Here is a 16378-nt window from a genome sequence, read left to right on the forward strand (position 1 = left end):
TACTTCATTAAGTGCTTTGATCATTGGTAGGACCTCTGCTTTCTTTATTGCTGTGTTTATTGCTGGCTATGCGTTACTATTTTACCACATATAACCCTGTTTTACAAGTGCGGAATGCAAGTCTTAAAGCAGGTTAAAATAATCGCCCCCACCAGTATGACGGTAATACTTCAGGGTGAGAGCGGTACAGGCAAGGAAGTAATCGCCCACATGATACACCAAAAGAGCCCAAGAAAAGATAGATCTTTTGTGGCCATAGACTGTGGGGCCATTCCAGAGACATTGGTGGAGAGCGAACTCTTTGGATACCAGAAAGGGGCCTTTACCGGCGCGGATACTCAAAAAGAAGGTAAATTTGAGCAGGCTAATGGCGGTACTTTATTTTTGGATGAGATCGGTAATCTGACGGAGGCGGCCCAGATGAAACTGCTGCGGGTCATAGAGGAGAAAAAAATACAACGTTTAGGGGGGAAGAAGGATATAAAAGTTGCGGTAAGAATTATCGTGGCGACTAATACTGATCTTCATAAGGCGGTAAAAGCAGGCAAATTTAGAGATGACCTGTTTCACAGATTAAACGAGTTCCATATCAATTTGCCCCCTTTACGGGAAAGAAAAGAAGATATACCGGTCTTGGCCAAACACTTTTTAGAAGAAGCAGATCAAGAACTTAACCGAAAGATAAAAGGGTTTTCCGCTGAGACAATAAAGGTTTTACTAAATTATCATTGGCCGGGTAATGTCAGGGAATTAAAGAATGTAATCAAACGGGCGGTATTATTAACTGAATCTGACTCCATTATGCCTGCCCATTTATCTATAGATGAAATCAAGCCTCAGGATAACCTCCCTAAGTCCTTTGGCCTCTTAGGCCGCGAAATAAGTTTAGATAGAGGGGCCTCATTTGGAAACATAATCAAGAGAGTTGAAAGGGATTTGATTGAAAAGGCGCTTAAGGAGGCAGGCGGCCATAAGATGAAGGCCGCCGAAATCCTGCAGATGAACAGGAAGGCCCTTTATCGAAAAATGAAAAGCCTGGGTTTACCTCTGTGACGATTCCGACCCCAGGGGACAATTCTGTCCCACTTTTGTCCCAAATATATCCCACCTTTTTAGCCTCTCTTTTTGATTCGATTTTTTGCCTTAAAGATTTCATTCCCCTAACCCCTTGCAACTAAAAGCAATGCGCCAGCCCTCGATTATTTTGTCTTGGATCGCACCTTTTGGCACAATTCTTGCTCACCTAATAAGGCAATAAGAGGCAAAAAACAATTACGGGGAAGTAAGGTAAGGGGTGGGAAAAGAGATGCCCAAGGTATTGGTGGTTGATAATGACCGAGATATGTGCCAGGTTGTCTCAGACATCCTCAAAGAGGAAGGGTATAATGTAAGTATTGCCCACGATGGGGAAACTGCCCTGGACAGGCTTAAGAAACACCGGTTTGATGCCATGATTTTAGACTATAAACTTTCCGGAATATCCGGCCTGACCGTGCTTGAAAAAGCGCACCAGATAAGGCCTTCCATCCAGACAATAATGATTTCGGCTTATGGAACCTCTTCTACTAAAGCCAGAGCAAAAGAATTAGGGGCCTATGATTTTTTAGATAAGCCCTTTGATATAAAGAAGGTGGTCCGAATAGTAAAGAATGCCCTGGCTAAGAAAAAGTCGGCCGGGACGAGGTTGACCGCGCCTCATCCTTCAAAAAAGCGGAATCTAAATAGGAAAGGGGGTGGATAACATGGCAGTAGAAAAAGCGATTGGCTCTTCCAGTTTGGTTGAGGTTATTGACCGAATCCTGGACAAGGGTGTGGTGGTTGATGCCTGGGTGAGAGTCTCTTTAGTCGGCATTGAAATCCTGGCGATTGAGGCCAGAGTGGTAGCCGCCTCAGTGGAGACCTACCTGAAGTATGCTGAAGCTATTGGCTTAACAGCCACAGCCGCCTAAGGATAAAGTCAGGACCTAAAAGGGGATTCTTGCCGGCTCATCCTTGCGTCCTTGAAATCCAGGACAAAAAGCATGGTCCGCCAAGAGCCCCCTTCTTAAGAGAAAGGAGTAGATGAAAGCGATGGCCTTAACAGAAGAGATGAAAGATATTCTGAATATAGTTTCCTCTTACGAGATCAAGATTCAAAGCACTTCGGATATGTTTGATACTACCCATCAACTCTTGCAAGGCTTTCGAGAGTCCTTCCTTGACACAAGAGGGGAAAGAGAAAAGATCAGCGCCCAACTGCGGGAGAATCTTGCCCAAACCGGGTCTCTAAGAAGGAAAGATTTTGACTGGATGATGCAGGGCATTCTTTCAACTCAAGATGAAAAGGAAAAAGAGGTAAAGGATTTATTGAGGACTTACCTTGATGACCAGAAAGAGATGGCCAACGCTTTAAGGGAGAGCTTGGGTAAGTTTAAAGATTCTCTTGATAGAGGTGAAGTCCAGAGGGTCAAAGATTCCCAGGGCTTGATTAAAGAGATCCTTGCCAAACAGGATAGAAGAAAAAATGAGGTAATTTCCAGGCTAAAAGATTTTCAAAAAGAACAACAGGAAATGACCACCAGGCTCAAGGAACTTTTAGCTAAAGGAAGGGAACTCCGGATAAGAGATCTCAAAACAATGCTTAAGGAATTTGAGATCCAACGCCAAGAGCGAATAGCCCGCCAGGAAGAACGAAGAAAAGAAGTTCGTAAGATGCTGGGAGATTTTAAAAAAGAAAGATGGGAAACAGCCAGAAACTTCCGGCCCGGGCAAAAGAAGAGGACTCAAAGAAGGACTGGTTCACCTGAGGCAGTTGAGCTCCTTAAAAAACACCAACCAGACGCTGGAGAAGCTATCCCGAAGGTTTTTATTAATCCCCGTGTTACCAGGGACACTATATCCTTTTTAACGGGGTTAATATAAATGTACCCGAAGAAGGGGCACAGATTAATCCCACCAAAATATTAGGGGGAATTGAAAGGAGGAAGTAAAGATGGAAATAGCTGATAGCATGAAAGGTATAGCAGATGACATTATCGTTTCCCATGATATGCGGGTAATGTCAATTAGGGACTTAGTTAACAATGCTCGAGAAACAGTGAAAGGCTTGGCCGCCGACAGAAAGCGGATGAGTCAAGAGCAGTCTAAGGCCTTAGCAGGCTTTGCCGCCGACTTGAGTAAGAATGTAGGTAACTTGATAGATGGCTTTCACTCTAACAGGAAGCAGATGAGTGAAGAGCAATCCAGGGTTTTAGCAGATTTTGCCGCCCACTTGAGTAAGAATGTAGATAACTTGATAGAGGGTTTTCACTCTGACAGGAAGCAGATGAGTCAAGAGCAGTCTAAGGCTTTAGCAGATTTTACCGCCGACATGAGAAGGGATGTAGGCAACCTGATGAAGGCCTTGCAGGCTGACCGGAAGCAGATGAGTCAAGAGCAGTCTAAGGCCTTAGCAGATTTTGCCGCCGACTTGAGAAAGGATGTAGGCAACCTGATGAAGACCTTGCAGGCTGACAGGAAGAAGATGAGTCAAGAGCAGTCTAAGGCCTTAGCAGACTTTACCGCAGACTTGAGTAAGAATGTAGGTAACCTGATAAGAGGTTTTCACTCTGACAGGAAGCAGATGAGTGAAGAGCAGGGCAAGGCCTTAGCAAGTTTTGTAACAGACTTGAATAAGGATGTAGGCAACCTCTTAAAAGGTTGTCAGACTGACAGGAAGATGCTGAGTGAAGAACTTAAGAGGATGGCCGCTAATTGGCAGGGTATGACGGCGGCGATGGCTAAGAAGAGAGGCGCTAAACCGACGGTGAAGGCAGAGATAAAGGTAAGACCTGGAGAAGAGGTAGTTGAGGAGGTAGTTGAGGAGGTAGTTGAAGAGGTAGTTGAGGAGGTAGTTGAAGAGGGAAAGCCATTGGACCAGAGGGTATTGGAATTCATTGAGACACATCCGGCAGGGATAAAGGTTAGCGATATGGAAGAACCTCTGGGGCTTAACAGAATAAGATTGGGACAAGTAGCCAAGGAGCTATTAGAGGAAGGTAAGGTCAGGAAAGAGGGGAATCTATATTTTCCGCTATAGTCCAGCTCGGCGAAAGTTCCTAGTGCCTTGTCAAGTTAGTATTTGTGGGTAGAGTCTCTTTAGTTTAATTCTCGTATTTTTGTTGGTGAATTACCAAATCAACCTAATAAAGACATCGACAAAATATTCAACTTGCTTTAATAAACTTGACAAGGCATTAGGTGGTTTCAGCCGGGTTCGAGGATTCAAGGGTTTAAGGCTGTAGGGGCACGTTGCAACGTGCCCCTACAGCCGGGAACCCTTGCCCCCTATCTGACTCTAAACCGGCGAGGAAGTTACGCCATATGGCTTTAGGAAGAAGAGAAGTAATTATTCAGCCACTGATTGACACGGATTAGCACGGATAAAATAGAATGAGTTTCGACCTGTACGGTTAAGGTTGCAGACTACTGACGCTGAAAGCGTCAAATTTTAAATAGCCGTAGATGGAAGCTACGGAAGATAAATACACCTGCAACGCTCGACCCTGCAAGGGTCGAATATTATCCATCACATAGAATTCAACCCTTTCAGGGTTGAGCTGTGGTAGATGTTTCGTTTCCGCAGGTTTCACCTGTGGTTATGTAAAATTCAAACCTTTCAGGTTTGAGGAGAATTGCTTGTAATTCCTAACCGTACAGGTCGAAAAAAATCAGTGTTTCATCCGTGTAAATCTGTGGCTGAATAGTTACGAAGAGAATAAAGGCAAAAATGATGAGGCAAGGGGGGATAAGATAAAATGATTGATGAGATGACCACCGTATTAGAACCAAGTCCTTTGCCGGACTTTATAGAGACAAAGTATGTGAGGGATATTACCCAGAGGGCCCTTTCCTATATTAAGGCGGGTTTCCCTGTCCACCTGAGGGGGCCTTCTGGGACGGGTAAGACTACCCTGGCCATGCACCTGGCCAGTAAGATTACCAGACCGGTGGTAATGATCCACGGAGATGAAGAGTTCACCACCTCTGATCTGGTGGGTGGTGAATATGGCTACCGGATTAAAAAAGTGGTAGATCGGTTTATTTCCAGGGTGCTAAAGACAGAAGAAGATATGGTCAAGCGTTGGGTTGATAACCGGTTGACTGTAGCTTGTAAGTATGGATTCACCTTAATATACGATGAATTCACCCGTTCTCGTCCCGAGGCGAACAATATTCTTCTTTCTATTCTGCAGGAGAAGATGATGGATCTGCCCGTAGGAAGAGGTGGTGAGGAGCCGTATTTAAGAGTGGATCCCAATTTTACCGCTATCTTTACCTCTAATCCTGAGGAATATGCCGGGGTGCACCGAAGCCAGGATGCTTTAAGAGACAGGATGATCACCATGGATTTAGACCACTTTGATTATGATACCGAAGTGGCTATCACCCGGGCAAAATCCAAACTCTCTAAGCCGCGGGCCGAGATGATCGTTAAGATTGTGCGGGGTTTGAGGGAATCCGGGAAGTGTGAGTTTGCTCCAACCGTCCGGGGCTGTATTATGATTGCCAGGACACTTAAGGTGGTAGGCCTTCCTCTTTCAGGCGCTAATGGCGCCTTTACTCAGATGTGTCAGGATATATTGGCTTCTGAAACAAGCCGGGTGGGATCAAAGACAAATCAGAACAGGGTAAAAGAGATAGTTAAAGAGTTGGTTGAAAGATACAGTCAGCAGACGATGAACAATTTCAGGTAGATAGGCTGAAGACTGAAGGCTGAAGGCTGAAGTCCAATCATCTGCTCTCCGCATTTATTTCTAGAAGCCTTCAGCCTATTCACCTTGATAATTGCCATCCGAGGAGGTTTGTTAAATGAAAAAGGCACACCAAATTATAGGGGCAAGAGAGATAAAAAGTATCCACTCGGTAGGGGCGCGCTCTATCCCCAAGGTTCAAAGATCGAGCTATTTAGAATTATATATGCTTAAAAGAGAGAAGAATAGATTAGAAAAAGAAATCTTTGCCTTAGATAAAAGAAGAAGCACTGCCAAAAGGCAATTAAACAGCATCAATAAACGAATTGAAAGATTACAAAGAGAAGTGCACGAAGAGCAAGAGATTAAAGATTATAGAGGTGTCCCGACAAAACCGCTTAAGACAATGCCGGTAAATTATTAGACACAAGGGAGACGGCTAAAGGTAACTACTCAAAACTAAGTTAAGCAGTTAGTTGGGAGACAAAGCAAAATTCCCTCTCCCTTGATGCTTATCCTTACCCACAAATTGGGTAGAAGGATGGGAGAAGTAAGGATAAACCACGAAGAGCACGAAGGACACGAAGAAGTGGTTTTTAAAAGATGTGGGTAAGGATAAGCATCAAGGGAGGGGAAGCTCTTATGCCGACGCTGTCAGGACAAAAGGAGATGAAACTTAACCCATAGCACTATAATCTGTAATGAGCTTACTTTTTTAATTGATTTTGAGTAGATACGGCTAAAGGAAAGGGAGTTATTCCAAAAAAATAACTTGAATTAGGCTTGTTTTTATAGTAATATAAGTTATGATGGTTAGGCAAAAAGTCAAATTTCTGGGGCTTTTTCTCCCTGGGGACATTTGGCCGGACCATCCAGTATGATTCAAAAGGGGGTCACTGATAGCTTATCCTTACCCACAAATTGGGTAGAAGGATGGGAGAAGTAAGGATAAACCACGAAGAGCACGAAGGACACGAAGAAGTGGTTTTTAAAAAATGTGGGTAAGGATAAGCACTGATAGAGGAGGGCAGCCAAATGGCCAAAGAGAAAAAGGGAAAAGATGAGAAAGCGGGTTTAGATATGGACCTTGGTTTAGGGAAATTCAGCTTCAGCGGTCTACTTAAAGGCATAGAAAAGCTGATTGATCTGGCGGTTGAATTGAAAGAGGCCGGCGGCGAGATCAAAAAAGAAGGGGAAATAGACCTGAGCCATCTTAAAAAAGGTATGAAAGGTGTATTTGGCTTCTCTGTAAAGACAGCCGTGGGAGGGGAGCCTATAGTTGAGACCTTCGGCAATATTAAGAAAAGCCCCCAAGGGCCTGCAGTGGAGGAAGAAAGAGAGCCTATTACCGATGTCTTTGACGAAAAAGAAGAAGTCCGGGTCTATGCTGAAATGCCAGGCGTTAAAGAAGAAGATATAAAGTTGGAACTAAAGGGGGATATCCTTGAATTTAGCGCCCACAATGGAGAGAGAAAATACTATAAAGAGCTTTTACTCCCGGCAAAGGTTGAGCCTAAGACCCTTACTTGGAGTTATAAAAACGGTATCTTAGAAGTAAAAGTAAAGAAATAGGGTAACCGTTCAGCCACAGATGCACACAGATGAAATACGGAAAATCCGTGAGCCGTGTCCGTGATTAGGGTCTGTCCTTAGGCTGTAGGGACAACCCTTGTGGTTGTCCGTCTACGGAACGGACATGGACAAGCACGGACAGGGACAAGCCCTGTCTCTGGACAGGGACAAGCCCTGTCCCTACACTTCCGCCTTCTGTCCTGTGTTATTTATCCGTGCTAATTCGTGCATACCTGAACGGTTACGAAATAGGTAACTACTAAGGTGAATAGACTGAAGGCTGAAGGCTTTTAGGCTGAAGGCTTTTAGGGACAGCCTTCAGTCTTCAGCCTTCAGTCTTCGGCCTTCAGCCTATCTATTCACCGAGACGTTATGCTTTTAACTGGTTTAAGAGAAGAGAGGTTAAAATTAATTCTATTTGGCGGAAAAGGCGGGGTAGGAAAGACGACCTGTGCTTCCAGCACAGGTCTTTATTTAGCTGAGGATTTCAAGACATTGCTTCTTTCTACGGACCCGGCCCATTCGCTCTCTGATAGCCTGGGACAGAAAATCGGCGATGAGATAAAAGAGGTGAAAGGAGTAAAGAATCTAAGCGCACTTGAGGTAAGCTCTGAGTCGGCCCTTTCAAAATTTAAGACCACCTACGAAGACCAGATAAAAAAGATCTTAGAGACCTCTACCTACTTAGATCAGGAAGATATCGATTCCCTCTTTGCCTTACCCATTCCCGGCATAGATGAGGTGATGGGATTTAAGACGATACTTGACTTAATCGAAGGGGCCGAATTTGATAAATACATCGTGGATACCGCCCCGACCGGCCACGCCTTAAGACTCTTAACCTTGCCTGAGCTTCTCGACGACTGGATTAAGGTAATGGCCAGGATGAGATGGAAATACAGGTATATGGTCACCACCTTTGGTGGTAAATATAGGCCTGACGAAGGCGATGATTTTCTCCTGGAGATGAAAAAGACGGTCAAAAGAATTGAGGGCCTGCTTCGGGATAGTCAAAGGTGTGAGTTTGTGGCGGTAACCATACCGGAGGATATGGCCATTTTAGAGACAGAAAGATTAGTGGACACCCTAAGTAAGTATGGGATAAAGGTAAGGCAATTAGTGGTAAATAATGTCTTAGAATCGAGAGATTGTGAATTTTGTAGAGAAAGAAAGGCAGCCCAGGAAAAATATATAGACCAAATAGGCAAAAGATTTGGCAACTTAAAGATAACCGTTATACCTTTACAGCCTCGAGAAGTTAAAGGCATAAAGGCCCTGGAGAGTTTTAAGAAACTGTTATTCTAAGCCTGAATGCTTCCAAGAAAGGCAACCACCATGACTTTGAAGGTAAAAGAGGCCTTACCCAAAGATGCCGGCCGGGCAATTGCCCGGATAGACCCTGAAGATATTAAGCAACTTGGCTTAGAAGTAGGTGAGATTATAGAGATTGAGGGCAAAAGAAAGACACCGGCTAAAGTAATGCCCTGTTATGTTGAAGATAGAGGGAAAAAGATTATTCAGATAGATGGAATATCCAGGGAAAATGCCCAGATTGGATTGGATGAGAAGGCAAAGATCAGCCAAATCGACTATAAACCCGCCGGTAAAATCAGCCTCTCCCCTTTGACGGTATCAAGTCTGCTTCAAAGAGACAAAGATACTAAATATATCGGCTCACTGATAGAAGGACTCCCGGTTACTTGTGGTGATAGGGTCAGAGTGACTCTCTTTGGGTCACGGTTCTGCGATTTTAAGGTGGCCGATACTATCCCTGAGGGCGTGGTCTTGATAACCCCAACCACTTTAATAAAGATGGAAACAAAAAAGGGGGTGGGGGAAGGAAAGGCGGCCAGGGTTTCATACGAAGATATTGGCGGACTTGATCCGCAAATTCAAAGAATTAGAGAGATGATAGAACTCCCTTTAAGATATCCTCAAGTATTCGAGAGATTAGGGATTGATCCTCCCAAAGGCGTTCTTCTCCATGGCCCCCCGGGAACAGGCAAGACCTTAATTGCCCGGGCCGTGGCTAATGAAACCGATGCCTATTTCACTCATATCTCAGGCCCTGAGATTATGGGCAAGTTCTATGGAGAAAGTGAAGGGCGCTTGCGGAGTGTATTTGAGGATGCCCAAAGACACGCCCCGGCCATAATCTTTATCGATGAGGTAGATGCTATTGCCCCTAAAAGAGAAGAGATGGGTGGCGAAAAGCAGGTTGAACGCCGAGTAGTGGCCCAGCTTTTAGCCTTGATGGATGGCCTGAAGTCGCGGGGTCAGGTAATTGTTGTGGCGGCGACCAATATTCCCAATACGGTTGATCCGGCCTTGCGTAGGCCCGGACGATTTGATAGAGAGATATCCATTCCCATTCCTGATAAGAATGGAAGATTAGAAATTTTACAGATTTATACCAGAGGTATGCCCCTGGCAGATGATGTCGGTTTAGAAAAGCTGGCTGAGATTACCCATGGATTTGTGGGGGCGGATTTAGAGGCCTTAGCCAGAGAAGCAGCTATGTCGGCCTTAAGAAAGATCTTGCCAAAAATAGACTTCGAGATGGCCGATATCCCCTATGAGACATTACTTGAATTAGAAGTGACCATGGATAATTTTCTGGAGGCGATGAAAGAGGTTGAACCGTCTGCCATTAGAGAGGTGTTTGTTGAGGTGCCGGATGTAAAGTGGACCGAGGTGGGCGGTCTGGAAGATATTAAGCAAGAACTAAAAGAAGCGGTGGAATGGCCGCTTAAATATTCAGGTGTCTTTAAAAAGGCCGATACGAATCCGCCTAAAGGGATTTTACTTTATGGGGCACCTGGGACAGGAAAGACCTTATTAGCCAAGGCAGTGGCTTGCGAGAGCAAGGTTAATTTTATCTCTGTCAAAGGCCCGGCTCTTATATCCAAGTATATAGGAGAAAGCGAGCGGGCCATCCGCCAGATCTTTAAGAAGGCAAAGCAGGCCTCCCCGACCATCTTATTCTTTGATGAAATGGATGCGGTGGTGCCCAAAAGAAATTCCGCCGGCACAGACGCCCATGTGACAGAACGAGTAATAAGCCAATTTTTAACGGAGATGGATGGGATTGAGGAACTTAAGGGGGTGGTGGTCTTAGCCGCTACTAATAGATTAGATTTAATTGACCCGGCCCTCCTGCGTAGCGGCAGATTTGATCTTCTGCTGGAGCTGCCTTTGCCGGATGAAAAAACCAGAAAAGAAATATTCAGGATCCATACTAAAAACAAGCCACTGGCCAGGGATGTAGATTTAAAACAGTTGGCTAAAGAGACCGAAGAAATGGTAGGTTCTGATATTGAATTTATCTGCCGTAAGGCGGCTATGTTGGCCATAAGAGAGTATATCAATCAGAAGCCGGAAGTTAGCGACTCGCCAGCGGGGACCCCGAAGTCAGAATTTAGGATAGCCCAGCGGCATTTTGAGGCGGCCCTGAAATTGATATCCGCTCAAAGCAAACAGGTGAATAGACTGAAGGCTGAAGGCTGAAGGTGGAGGGCTTTTAGGGACAGCCTTCAGTCTTCAACCTTCAGCCTATCCAAAGAGGGGATGGCTATGAATAAAACAGAAAAATATATTTACGGGATAATAAATTCTAATGAAGAAAAATCTTTTACTCCTGAGGGTATAACTACCGGCGAAAAGGTGTACACCATTCCTGGCCAGGATATCTCAGCCGTAGTAAGCGACTCTCAAATTGTCGATTATGATTATATGACTAAAGACGCCTTAGCCAGGCACCTTATTAAACATCAGCAGGTAATCGAAGGAATAATGCCCGAATATACCATCATCCCAATGAAATTAGGGACGTTTGCCTCAGATAAAAACCAGGTCAAAGATATCTTAAGTAAGGGAGGCAGAGTAATCCAGGATGTCTTCGCTAAGATTAGCCACAAGATAGAAATTGATCTCACGGCTACCTGGAGCGATTTTAATGCTGTCTTAAAAGAGGTTGGAGAAGAAAAAGAAATCAAGGAATTCAAAGAAAGGCTCCTTACTAATCCTAAAGAGATAACTGTAGAGAACCAGATGAAAGTAGGGGCCATGGTTAAGAAGGCCCTGGATGAAAAAAGAGAAAAATATGCTGAGCTGATCCAAAATGCCCTGAAGACCCTTAGCCAGGACCTCAAAACACATGAGTTAATGGATGATAAGATGATTATTAATACCGCCTTTCTAATAGATAAAGACAAACAAAAGGATTTTGATTTAAAAATAGAAGAGCTGGATATTAAATTTGCTGAGAAGTTAAATTTTAGATGCGTTGGCCCACTTCCCCCTTATAGCTTTTACACGCTTGAGGTAAAGAAGATGGAATGGGAAGAGATAGAGTGGGCAAGAGAGAGACTGGGGCTTTTAAATGATGTTACCACCAAAGATGAAATTAAAAGGACTTATCAGCGATTGGCCTTTTCTTTTCACCCGGATAAAAACCCGGATGTCCCCGATATAGGAGAAGAATTTGATGAGATAACCACGGCCTACCACATACTGGTTGATTATGGCCAGGCCTTAGAACAGGCCGGCCAAAAAGAGAGGCGTTTTTTCAAAGAGGAAGAATTTGAAGAGAAGGCAATATTATTAGTTAAGGTGAGGGAGTGATATGGGCAAGGAAGGGAAATATATCTATTGTATTGTCGGGACTAATCAAGAAAGAAACTTTGGACCTATCGGGATAGGCGGGAGGGGCGATGAGGTCTTAACTATAGGCTACGATGACCTGAGCATGGTAGTAAGCAATCATCCTATGACTAAATTTGTTGTAAGTCGCGAGAATATGCTGGCTCATGAGGAGGTGATTGAAGAAGTGATGAAAGAATTTGACAGCGTGCTCCCGGTCAGGTTTGGCACTATTGCCTCTAATGCCGATGAGATAAGAAATCTTTTAGATAGAAGATACAGAGAATTTAAGACTGCCTTGAGAGATATGGACCACCTGATAGAATTAGGCGTTAAAGGAATATGGAAGAATATGGATGTAATTTTTAAAGAGATTGTAGAGGAAAACGAAGAGATCAAGAAGGCTAAAGGAAATGTCCCCAAAGAGCTAGCTAAGGAGAACCTCCAAGCTAAAATGAAGGTTGGGAAAATGGTTGAAAAGGCCCTCCAAGAAAAAAAAGAGAAAGAGCAAGATATGATAGTAGAGGCCTTGAGAAGGATGGCTGTTAATTATAAGCTCAACAAGGCCGTTAATGATGAGATGTTTATGAATACCGCCTTCCTGGTGGATAAGGGCCGGGAAAAAGAGTTCGATAATATTATGGATGATTTAAGTGAAGAATATAAGGATAGAATAAAGTTTATGTACGCCGGGCCGTTGCCAATATTTAACTTTGTTAACATTGTCATTTACCCTGAGGAGTGGGAGAAATAGGAGCGACCTGTGCGGTTAGCGGGGACATATCCTTAGCTTCGGGGGAGATAGCCTCGATTTCTAACCGCATAGGTCGGAGAAGAGATAAAGTGGCGGTGAAAGAAGGCAAATATATCTACTGTATAATTGAGTCCAGCCAGTCTCAATCTTTTGGTCGATTGGGGATTGGTGGTCGGGGTGATGAATTGCATACCATCTGCTTTGACGATATAGCCGCTGTAGTAAGCAATTCTCCCATAGTGAAGTATTCAGTATCAAGGGAAAATATGGTGGCTCATGAAAGGGCAGTTGAGGAAGTAATGAAGGAGCATGTGGTTTTGCCGGTTCGGTTTGGCACCATTGCCGGGGATGAAGAGAAGGTTGGAAGGATATTAGAAAAGGAGTATCATAGATTCAAGGAGTTGCTAAATAAGATTAAAGGCAAAAAAGAACTTGGGCTAAAGGCAGTATTTAAGGAGGATGTGATTTATAAAGATATTTTAGAAAGATACGAGGATATAAGGTTATTAAAGGAAAAGATTGCCAGCCTCCCCCCAGAGAAGACATATTATCAACGAATGGAGATAGGGAAGATGGTTGAGGCGGCCTTAGGAGAAGAGAAAGAGATTTATCACCAGGAAATATTAGATGCCTTATCACCTTTGGCCGAAGATGTGAAGGTCAATAATGTCTATGGTGAACGGATGATTATCAACGCCGCTTTTTTGGTGAAAAAAGATAAAGAAGCAGAGTTTGACCGGGAGATAAATGAACTTGATACCAAATATGCTGCTAAAATAAAATTTAAGTATGTAGGCACCCTGCCACCATTTAATTTCGTTAATCTGGTAATCAAGACTGAGGAATACTGATGTTTTTAATTGATGATATATTACTGTCACCATTAAAAGGCCTGATCTGGCTGGGAAAGAAGATCAATGAGGTGGTAGGAAAGGAGGCCTCCGATGAGGGACTAATAAAAGAGAAGCTTATGGAATTGCAATTGCGGTTTGAGTTGGATGAGATAAGAGAAGAGGAATATAACCAGCAAGAGAAAGAACTCTTAGAGCGTTTAGACGCGATTAGAAAAGCAAAAGAGGAGGTGGTGTAGAAATGGCTAATATAGAAGAGGCCAGAAACGCCGTTATTGAATTCTTAAAAAAGAGCCTCCATGTCAAAGAGGTAAAGGTCATTAAGGCGGCCAGGGTGGGCGATGTTTGGGAAGCCGAGGCAGAGGTATACGAGGAGAGTTCATTTATAAAATCCCTCGGCCTTCCCACCAGGGTCCAGGATAGAAATATCTATGCGGTTAAATTGGATGACAACTTAGAAGTCCAATTCTACGAACGTAAAAGGCCGGAAGAATAGGAGTAATAGCGGTGGAGGGATTATATCTTTATTGTATCAGGGAAAGGCTCGAACCCCCTTTCCCATTCTCGGCAAAAGGTATCGATGAAAGGCAAGAGGTCTTTACTATTGCCTGCCACGAATTAGAGGCAGTAGTAAGTAAGGTTTCCCTGAAAGAGTTCGATTCTGAAACAATTCAAATTAAGGCCCGGGAAGACCTGAACTGGATTAAAGAAAAGGTCGTTATCCATGAAAAGGTCATTGAAGAAGCGATGAGAAGGGATGATAATATCTTAAGCCTGATTCCGATGAGATTTGGCACTATTTTTAAAGAGAAGGCAAGATTAGAAGAGAGCTTAAACAAAGACTATTCCAAGATCAAAGAGGTCTTAGACAGAATTCGAGGTAAACAGGAGTGGGGGGTTAAGGTATATCTTGCGGACAGGGAAAGAGTTGAGCGGGTGGTAAAAGAGAAGAATGAAGCCATAAAAGGAAAGGAGAGAGAGGTTGCCTCTTTGCCTGAGGGTATGGCCTATTTTATGGAAGAAGAACTTAGAGAGGTGATTTCCAGAGAAGTAGATAACGAGCTAAACAATATGGCCGAGGCCTTTTTTAAGGGGTTAAAAAAGAAAGCGGTAGCCTCCGTCAAAAATAAGATATTAGGAAAGGAGTTGACAGGCAAGCGAGAGCCGATGATCCTAAATGCAGCCTATTTAATTAGTGAGGAGAAAATCGAGGGCTTTAAGAAAAAGGCCAGTGATTTAAATCAAAGGATGCAGGATCAGGGATGTTACCTTGAATTCAGCGGTCCCTGGCCGGCGTATAATTTTAGCCACTACTCAGCCACTAAGGCACAAAAGTAGGTCTGGTTCATTGTTTAGGCCAGTGGGGATAGAGTTCACGGTCCACACCGTCCACACGGTCCACACCGTCCACACGGTCCACACGGTCCACACGGTCCACACCGTCCCTTATAGGCTATTGATCGTGAACTGTGAACCGTCTTAAAGTGGCCGAAACGGCCTTGTTCCCGGAGGACGGGTTGTAATCTATGTCTGATCTATTAAACACTACCCCTATTGAAAAAACTAAGGTCACCCTGGTAGATGTCCTGGATAAGGTCTTAGAAAAAGGGGCAGTTATCAATGGGGATATGGTCATAAGGGTGGCGGATGTAGACCTTGTCTTTTTAGGTCTAAGGCTTATCCTCACTTCAGTTTCCAAGGCAGAGGAGCTTTCAGGTGAAAGCTTCAGTGACCCTGACAAAGAACTTACTCCCGAAGATAAAGAGTATATAAAAAAATTACAAAAGGAGATAAGAAAGGCTGAAGAAAATATCCCTACACTCATTGACCTGGGCAGTCCTAAAAAAACAGAGCAGGGGCTGGCTAAATTAATCTTGAGCCTGGTTGAACTCATCAGAAGACTTATGGAAAAGGAAGCCTTCAGACGGGTAAAGAAAGGAACCCTTTCTCCCGCCGAAGTTCAAAAATTAGGCTTGAGCCTTAAGGCAGTAAAGAAAAAGATGAAAGAGGTTCAGGCCATCTTCGGTATCGAAGATGAAGAGTTGAATTTAGATTTAGGTCCTTTGGGGGATTTAATGTAATGAATGAGAATAAAGCCAAGATAAGTTGTCCAATATTCCAGAAGCAAGAGCCAGTAATAAAGGATATCACGGATAAGATTAATCACGCTAAAGGAATACAAAAGAAGGCAAGTTTTGCTAAGGAATTACAAAAAGAAGTAGATATACTTCTTTCTTGCCCAGATTATGATGGTGAAAGTTTAAATTGCAACAATTGCCATTTTATCGCAAATTTGCGCCAGAGAACAGCGAATCTGGTTATCAAGGCAAAAAAGTTGGCGTAAGGAAAGGGGGTAAATTTATGGCAGAACAAAAAATGAGGCATGCGACTGAAGCCACTAATCTGGCCGATATCTTAGAGAGGGTGTTAGATAAAGGCATTGTAATTGCCGGAGATATCCAGATCAGGATTGCTGATATTGAGCTTTTAACCATAAAGATAAGGTTGCTGGTGGCCTCGGTGGATAAGGCCATGGAAATGGGGATAAATTGGTGGCAGACAGATTCTTATCTTTCTACAAAGGCACAAGAGACAGAGAGAGAAAAGAGGATTATGGAACTTGAGACAGAGGTTAAGCAATTAAAAGGAGCCGCGTAAAAGGTGATAATAGCCCAGCGGCTTACATCGAATCCGCCACCGTAAACTGGCAGCTTTGACTACAGGTAACTACTCAAAACTAAGTTAAGCAGTTAGTTGGGAGACAAAGCAAAATTCCCTCTCCCTTGATGGGCTTATCCTTACCCACAAATTGGGTAAAAGGATGGGGTAAACAAGAGCCTGCCTTGATG

19 protein-coding genes are annotated in these 16378 nt (G+C 43.7%); all 19 read left to right on the top strand.

The features are described from left to right. Window positions 1-114: 114 nt before the first annotated feature. Window positions 115-1053, top strand: a complete 939-nt coding sequence (locus AB1797_06885; GenBank protein MEW5767339.1) for a sigma-54 dependent transcriptional regulator — start codon at window positions 115-117, stop codon at window positions 1051-1053. A 253-nt stretch (window positions 1054-1306) separates the two neighbouring features. Beyond that, window positions 1307-1741: a response regulator gene (locus AB1797_06890; GenBank protein ID MEW5767340.1), complete on the top strand. Its 435-nt coding sequence runs from the start codon at window positions 1307-1309 to the stop codon at window positions 1739-1741. A 1-nt stretch (window position 1742) separates the two neighbouring features. Continuing rightward, window positions 1743-1949 (top strand): gas vesicle structural protein GvpA, encoded by a 207-nt coding sequence (gvpA, locus tag AB1797_06895; protein ID MEW5767341.1) that lies wholly within the window; start codon window positions 1743-1745, stop codon window positions 1947-1949. Between the two features lie 112 nt (window positions 1950-2061). Further along, the gene (locus AB1797_06900; protein MEW5767342.1) at window positions 2062-2901 is read left to right on the top strand and encodes a hypothetical protein; all 840 of its coding nucleotides are present in this window, start codon (window positions 2062-2064) and stop codon (window positions 2899-2901) included. A gap of 70 nt (window positions 2902-2971) precedes the next feature. Further along, complete coding sequence (locus AB1797_06905; GenBank protein MEW5767343.1) at window positions 2972-4057, top strand: hypothetical protein; 1086 nt, start codon at window positions 2972-2974, stop codon at window positions 4055-4057. A 718-nt stretch (window positions 4058-4775) separates the two neighbouring features. Beyond that, window positions 4776-5714: a gas vesicle protein GvpN gene (gene gvpN / locus AB1797_06910; GenBank protein ID MEW5767344.1), complete on the top strand. Its 939-nt coding sequence runs from the start codon at window positions 4776-4778 to the stop codon at window positions 5712-5714. Between the two features lie 115 nt (window positions 5715-5829). Then, window positions 5830-6135: a hypothetical protein gene (locus AB1797_06915; protein MEW5767345.1), complete on the top strand. Its 306-nt coding sequence runs from the start codon at window positions 5830-5832 to the stop codon at window positions 6133-6135. Window positions 6136-6746: 611 nt separating this feature from the next. Next, window positions 6747-7283, top strand: a complete 537-nt coding sequence (gene hsp20, locus AB1797_06920; GenBank protein ID MEW5767346.1) for an archaeal heat shock protein Hsp20 — start codon at window positions 6747-6749, stop codon at window positions 7281-7283. A 372-nt stretch (window positions 7284-7655) separates the two neighbouring features. Further along, window positions 7656-8588 (top strand): ArsA family ATPase, encoded by a 933-nt coding sequence (locus AB1797_06925; GenBank protein MEW5767347.1) that lies wholly within the window; start codon window positions 7656-7658, stop codon window positions 8586-8588. Window positions 8589-8594: 6 nt separating this feature from the next. Continuing rightward, complete coding sequence (locus tag AB1797_06930; GenBank protein MEW5767348.1) at window positions 8595-10790, top strand: CDC48 family AAA ATPase; 2196 nt, start codon at window positions 8595-8597, stop codon at window positions 10788-10790. Window positions 10791-10856: 66 nt separating this feature from the next. Continuing rightward, window positions 10857-11906, top strand: a complete 1050-nt coding sequence (locus AB1797_06935; protein MEW5767349.1) for a GvpL/GvpF family gas vesicle protein — start codon at window positions 10857-10859, stop codon at window positions 11904-11906. A 1-nt stretch (window position 11907) separates the two neighbouring features. Then, window positions 11908-12678: a GvpL/GvpF family gas vesicle protein gene (locus tag AB1797_06940; protein MEW5767350.1), complete on the top strand. Its 771-nt coding sequence runs from the start codon at window positions 11908-11910 to the stop codon at window positions 12676-12678. A gap of 95 nt (window positions 12679-12773) precedes the next feature. Beyond that, window positions 12774-13529, top strand: a complete 756-nt coding sequence (locus AB1797_06945) for a GvpL/GvpF family gas vesicle protein (protein MEW5767351.1) — start codon at window positions 12774-12776, stop codon at window positions 13527-13529. Then, complete coding sequence (locus AB1797_06950; GenBank protein ID MEW5767352.1) at window positions 13529-13768, top strand: gas vesicle protein GvpG; 240 nt, start codon at window positions 13529-13531, stop codon at window positions 13766-13768. Before AB1797_06945 ends, AB1797_06950 begins: the two co-directional genes overlap by 1 nt. A 2-nt stretch (window positions 13769-13770) precedes the next feature. Further along, the gene (locus AB1797_06955) at window positions 13771-14025 is read left to right on the top strand and encodes a hypothetical protein (protein ID MEW5767353.1); all 255 of its coding nucleotides are present in this window, start codon (window positions 13771-13773) and stop codon (window positions 14023-14025) included. An 11-nt stretch (window positions 14026-14036) separates the two neighbouring features. Further along, window positions 14037-14867, top strand: coding sequence for a GvpL/GvpF family gas vesicle protein (locus tag AB1797_06960; GenBank protein MEW5767354.1), 831 nt, complete (start codon window positions 14037-14039; stop codon window positions 14865-14867). Window positions 14868-15055: 188 nt separating this feature from the next. Next, a complete protein-coding gene (gvpJ, locus tag AB1797_06965; protein MEW5767355.1) occupies window positions 15056-15610 on the top strand; it encodes a gas vesicle protein GvpJ in 555 nt (184 codons plus the stop codon). Beyond that, the gene (locus tag AB1797_06970; protein MEW5767356.1) at window positions 15610-15873 is read left to right on the top strand and encodes a hypothetical protein; all 264 of its coding nucleotides are present in this window, start codon (window positions 15610-15612) and stop codon (window positions 15871-15873) included. Before gvpJ ends, AB1797_06970 begins: the two co-directional genes overlap by 1 nt. 17 nt (window positions 15874-15890) lie before the next feature. Then, complete coding sequence (locus AB1797_06975) at window positions 15891-16187, top strand: gas vesicle protein (protein MEW5767357.1); 297 nt, start codon at window positions 15891-15893, stop codon at window positions 16185-16187. The last annotated feature ends 191 nt before the right edge of the window (window positions 16188-16378 follow it).

The sequence above is a fragment of the bacterium genome (genome assembly GCA_040753085.1).
In the GTDB taxonomy this organism is placed as follows: Bacteria; UBA9089; JASEGY01; order JASEGY01; family JASEGY01; genus JASEGY01.